Origin of the sequence: Bartonella silvatica (assembly GCF_040545155.1) — a bacterium.
Taxonomy (GTDB): Bacteria; Pseudomonadota; Alphaproteobacteria; order Rhizobiales; family Rhizobiaceae; genus Bartonella; species Bartonella silvatica.
The window spans coordinates 1-6,520 of sequence record NZ_JBEPLI010000034.1 but is presented as its reverse complement, the minus strand read 5'-3'; the positions used below and the strand labels follow the sequence as shown (position 1 = coordinate 6,520).

Sequence of the window (6,520 nt, the reverse complement as noted above, 5' to 3'; positions counted from 1 at the left end):
ATGAAGCGAAGTTCTACACAGATACAAAATTCGAAACATTAAGTTATGCGATTGAGGATGTCCGGAAAGAAGCAAGACAAGCGGCAGCTATTGGTGCAGCTGTGGCGAATTTAAGTTATGATGATACGCCAGGAAAGATCAGCTTGTCATTTGGTACGGGGGCATGGCGTAATCAATCAGCCTTTGCTGTTGGTGCTGGATATATGTCTGAAAATGGAAAAATACGTTCTAATATATCTCTAATGAGTTCTGGCGGTCATTTTGGTATTGGTGCTGGATTTAGAGTAACGCTAAATTAATAATAAGATATTGGAATAGAAATCCTGCTCGCTCTTATTACTCTGAGGTAATGGAGCGGGTTTTATAGCGGGGAAACGCTTATAAGTTATATTTATTATTTAACTATGAATTTTGAGAGAGTATAAAAATTATTCCATTAATTTTGTTGCAAAATAGTCACTGCGGTTTACTTTATTAAAGAGTTACAGTTTTTGCTAGTTTATCTCATCATTTATATAAATACAGAAAGTATGTTAGTAAGACTCGTTTTGTCTAAAAGAATTTTTTATTGGAAGAAAGATAGCTAAAGTGGGATAAAAATAATAAATTTATGATATTTCCATTGGTTTTAAGTTTTATATTTTCATTTATTTTTTCTTAGGAAAAAATATTATGAGGTGATAAACAGGATAACTGGAAGAGTACGATAAGTATTCGTATGGGAAAAAGATAAACTTTACCGTTAAAATTACAAATTTTACGGTTGCAAAAAGTACAAAAGATATTAACTCACATCTAATATTTTATTGAAAATATTACGTTAATTTATGTTGCAATATAAGACTTCACTTTGAGTGTAGGGAGATGAAGGACGAATGGTTTAAGTGTTACTTTCTCTGATATTGAAAGAGTTTTTGAGTATTTTGGTGGTATCAATGAAGGTACGAGTAGTATTAATGCTATTACCTAGAATGTTATGTTGAATGATTTAAACTTAAAATAGGCATAAAGGTGAGAGAGTCTGTGGCGTTTATCATAATGGTACGATGGAGATAGTAAAACTGTCGTAAACGATAAACTTTAAGAAGGTTCAAGCTTCTAAGTAAGTGGTAAATGTTGATCAGCTAAAAAAGCAAAGAGAGCTTATGCTGGATGGTGCAAATAAACACACGTAATATTACTATTGATGTGATAGGTGATGTCATTGATCATGTTAATAACTGTACTCATAGAAAGTTTTATTTTTTCAATTGCAGTATAAAAAGTTTATGAAAAGAGGTAAGACAATCAGCAGTTATGAATTTAGCTGCTCGTTGTGTTGTACTCTTATATATTAAGATTTTTCATAAGAAATATTTTAGTATAAATTCTGTAATTTTATCCAAACGACTAGCAATATTTTTAATATGTAAACAAATAGTTTTATTTGATTCGGTGCGAATAGATTTCAAACGAGAGAATTATGATATTTGGGATTTTTACTTAATGTGCAGAATTATAAATTCGTATATTACCTTGGCATTATAATGAGATGGCTGGCAAATTAAGTATAACAATAAGCAGCGTTGTATAGTGGTTTTTACTCTAGGTGCTGGCGGATAGGGGTTAGAGAAGAGATATGTTCACTCTTATTTAATAATTTATCTAATAAGATGAAGATAACTTATTATGATACACACGCAAACACTGTTCATATTACGAATTAGATAGCAGATTATTTTTATAAAAACCTAAAAGAACAGCCCCAAAAGATCTCTGTTATAAACGATAGTTTCCCATTTTGTATCAGAACAAATTTCTATAACCATCCAAAAAGATTCATTTTTTTCTTGCTATTTTCTCCAATAACTTATATTGGTACAAAAAGTATATTAGTAAGACTCATTTTGTTTGAAAGAGATTTCTCTTGATTCGTGGGGAGATTTCCAGAAACCTAGAAGGGGACCCACAATGCATTTAAATCAAGAGCACAGTGCAGCAACGCACTCTTATTATAGATCACGAGTAAACTTTCACTTAATAATAGAGTATAGTTTCAAAGAGCTCTCTTTCTGAGAACTAAAGCATTCTGCTCGGACAGCTAGTGATATTTCTAATGATCTAATCTAGCAAAAAATCCCTGCTTCAAGCTTTCGTTAAGTGACTTAAAAGTCATAAAAGCTTAACACAATTTACACAGAAACAACTCTAGCTCACAACACTCGCTTCCTTTTCACAAAAAAGGAAAAAGACTCAAAGCGTTACTACTTTCACAAAGTATAGCACACAATCACAAACTTATTGAAACCTGAAACGACATGCTAAAAAAAACTAAAAACCTCATAACCAGTAAATTACTAACGCCAGAATATGGCTTTTTTATGTCCACAGTTCGTTTTTTTTGTGGGGGAATTAATAATATGAAAAAAATATCTACCATATTGATCGTCGAAAATGTAAGTACATCTCGCTTGTCTGACCGATGGTTTCTTATGAAAGTACTGTTTTTGGCTATGGCGGTCATGTTTTTATCGCATGTTTCTCCTGTAAATTCTAGTACAGTTGTAAGGAATGGTGGGGGCAATAGGCCCGCAAGCGAAAAGAATTTTATAGCGGGTAATAATTCAGCGGCATTGGATTTTATTGCAACCGTAGGCTCAGGTATAAAAGTGCATAAGGTTGATGAAAAAGGCAAAAAGCATAGTGCTTCTTCTTTTCAGCAGGGCGTAGAAAAACAGCGTTTTGATGCCGTTGTAGCCTTTGAGACGCTTCTTGCTAAAAATATAGTTCCCATTGACGTGCGTGCGACTGCTTTAAATGCAGCTTCCACTGGTGTTTATACGACTGCTTTAGGTCCAAATGATTTAAATTTATTTAATAAGAATAATAATGTCACTTTACGCACTTTGTCTCCTCAAACGCGCACTTTTGGCATAACAGGTTACGATCCTTTTACAGGTCGGGCGTCGACAGATAGAGGTATAGCTTGGCAAAATACGTCAGGTATATTCCCCGCTGGTGTAGCTGTGGCAGGGTTAACAAAGCAAGTTGTAGGGGTGGCCGCTGGTTGGAAAGATACCGACGCAGTGAATGTTGCGCAGTTGAAAGCATTAAGAGAAAAAGTACTCCAAGTAGAAAAGGGAGCAGGTAGTGGGAATTTTTCTTCTGCAAATAATAATCTGAAAATTACGACAAAAAAGGTAAATAATTCAACGAATGTAACTTTTACTTTGTCGAATGATCTTACGCTGAATAGTATAAAATTAGGCGGCAACATCTTGAACGTAAATGGTTTAGTGCTGACTGGTGGTCCGAGAATAACAAATGCTGGTATTGATGCTGGTAATAATAGGATATCAGGAGTTGCTACCGGTTGGAAAGATACTGACGCAGTGAATGTTGCGCAGTTGAAAGCTTTAGAAAAATCTATAGGTAATGGCGGCAGTGGTTGGTCGTTGGTAGCTGTAGGTGATATTACTCAGAACGATCCTACTGTTATAGTAGATGTTAATTCAAAAGACCCTCTGGTAGTTCAAAATGATTCTAATATAAGGATTAGCGGAAAAGCCGGTGGAATAAAAATTAGTTTAAATGATGCTATTACAGTAAAGAACGTAAATTTAGGAAAAACTATACTATCAGAATTCGGTTTAAGGCTTGGGAGTGGTCCAAGTATAACGACAGACGGTATTAATGCTGGAGGGAAAAGAATCACAGCAGTTGCATCTGGTAATGTTTCTGATAACTCAACGGATGCTGTGAATGGTTCTCAATTGTACAGATTTGGTAGTGATGTTGCAAAGTCTTTAGGCGGTGGCGCTGGTTATAAAAATGGCGCATGGACTGATCCTACTTTCAAGATCAAGCAGTTTGGTGAGAACGGCACTTCTCAAAATGAGACATATAGGGATGTCGCTTCTGCTTTTGCCGGAGTTGGTAAAAGCTTTGAGAATGTGAATAATCGTTTCACGGATGTTGTTAACAATTTTGATAAAAAAATTAAAGATATCACATCGTCAGTTCAAGACGATGCATTGTTGTGGGATAACGATAAAGGTGCGTTTGTAGCCCAACATGGTGCAGATAAGAGCAACAGCAAGATCACGTCTCTTGAGGCAGGTAGCATCTCTAAAGATTCGAGTGATGCAGTAACAGGTTCACAGCTTTATGCAACGAATGAGAATGTAAAGGGTGTCAGTGATGATCTGCAGACCGTTGCTAAGCATACGTCGAAATATTTAGGTGGCGGAGCTGATGTCTTAAAAGGGACCGAACCGACCTATAAAGTTCAGGATAAGGCGTACCACAATGTTTCAGATGCTTTTGGTGGAGTTGATACTTCTATTACGGATCTTCAAGGTCAGGTTGCCAAGAACAAAGATGAGGTTTCTGAACGTCTGCAAGATGCATTGTTGTGGGATGACGGGAAAGGTGCGTTTGTAGCCCAACATGGTGCAGATAAGAGCAACAGCAAGATCACATCTCTAGCAGCGGGTGACATCTCTAAAGATTCAAGTGATGCGGTGACGGGTTCTCAGCTTTATGCAACGAATGAGAATGTACAGGGTGTCAGTGATGATCTGCAGACCGTTGCTAAGAATGCATCGAAATATTTAGGTGGTGGAGCTGATGTCTTAAAAGGTGCTGAACCGACATATAATGTTCAGGATAAGGCATACCACAATGTTTCAGATGCTTTTGGTGGAGTTGATACTTCTATTACGGATCTTCAAGGTCAGGTTGCCAAGAACAAAGATGAGGTTTCTGAACGTCTGCAAGATGCATTGTTGTGGGATGACGGGAAAGGTGCGTTTGTAGCCCAACATGGTGCAGATAAGAGCAACAGCAAGATCACATCTCTAGCAGCGGGTGACATCTCTAAAGATTCAAGTGATGCGGTGACGGGTTCTCAGCTTTATGCAACGAATGAGAATGTACAGGGTGTCAGTGATGATCTGCAGACCGTTGCTAAGAATGCATCGAAATATTTAGGTGGCGGAGCTGATGTCTTAAAAGGTGCTGAACCGACATATAATGTTCAGGATAAGGCATACCACAATGTTTCAGATGCTTTTGGTGGAGTTGATACTTCTATTACGGATCTTCAAGGTCAGGTTGCCAAGAACAAAGATGAGGTTTCTGAACGTTTTCAAGATGCATTGTTGTGGGATGACGGGAAAGGTGCGTTTGTAGCAACGCATGGTGCAGATAAGAGCAACAGCAAGATCACGTCTCTTGAGGCAGGTAACATCTCTAAAGATTCGAGTGATGCAGTCACGGGGTCGCAACTTTACACATTGGGGAGTGGTGTTGCTCAGTCTTTAGGTGGGGGTGCTGGATATGATAGTGAAGGTAAGTGGCAAGCCCCACATTTCACAGTCAAAACCTTTGGGGAAGATGGCAGTGAGGGAAGTAAGAGCTATGACAGTGTTGCAGATGCCTTAGGTGGTGTTAATAATTCTTTCAAAGGTTTAAATAATCAGATTGCTGATGTAAGAGACAGTATTCTAGTTACACAAGGATATGATTATGATAATGTCTTAAAAAATAATAAGGCACTTAGATCTGGTCCTATTTATATTGCTAAAACGGTAGGTGGTACTGAAGCCATTTTTTTAAATAATGAAGGAGAGACTCGTATCCTTTCAGGTGTAACAGATGGAAAGCTTGCAAAAGGATCGACGGAGGTAGTGACGGGTTCTCAACTTTATGAGACGAATGAGAATGTAAAGGATGTCGCCGATAATCTAGAGGCAGTTGCTAAGAATGCGTCGGAATATTTGGGTGGTGATGCCGATGTCTTAAAAGGGACTGAACCGACATATAACGTTCAGGATAAGGCGTACCATAATGTTTCAGATGCCTTTGGTGGAGTTGATGCTTCTATTACGGATCTTCAAGGTCAGGTTGCCAAGAACAAAGATGAGGTTTCTGAACGTCTTCAAGATGCATTGTTGTGGGATGACGGGAAAGGTGCGTTTGTAGCAACGCATGGTGCAGATAAGAGCAACAGCAAGATCACATCTCTAGCAGCAGGTGACATCTCTAAAGATTCGACAGATGCAGTAATAGGTTCACAACTTTATGCGACGAATGAGAATGTAAAGGGTGTCAGTGATGATCTGCAGACCGTTGCTAAGAATGCATCGAAATATTTGGGTGGTGGAGCCGATGTCTTAGAAGGGACTGAACCGACCTATAAATTAGATGATAAAGAGTATCATGATATTTCGGGTGCTTTTGGTGGGGTTGATAAAGGCTTTAAAGATCTTAAAGATCAAGTTGCTCAGAACAAAGATGAGGTTTCTGAACGTCTTCAAGATGCATTGTTGTGGGATGACGGGAAAGGTGCGTTTGTAGCAACGCATGGTGCAGATAAGAGCAACAGCAAGATCACGTCTCTAGCAGCGGGTGACATCTCTAAAGATTCGACAGATGCAGTAACAGGTTCACAACTTTATGCGACGAATGAGAATGTAAAGGGTGTCAGTGATGATCTGCAGACCGTTGCTAAGAATGCATCGAAATATTTGGGTGGTGG

At 38.2% G+C, this 6,520-nt stretch carries 1 protein-coding gene and 1 pseudogene; both read left to right on the top strand.

Annotation, left to right across the window (positions count from 1 at the left end):
- On the top strand, positions 1-299 hold a 299-nt coding region (locus tag ABID23_RS07470; protein WP_354190811.1), incomplete at its 5' end, for a YadA-like family protein.
- A gap of 2,100 nt (positions 300-2,399) precedes the next feature.
- Positions 2,400-6,520 (top strand): annotated as a pseudogene (locus tag ABID23_RS07465) (hypothetical protein); the annotation flags it as partial.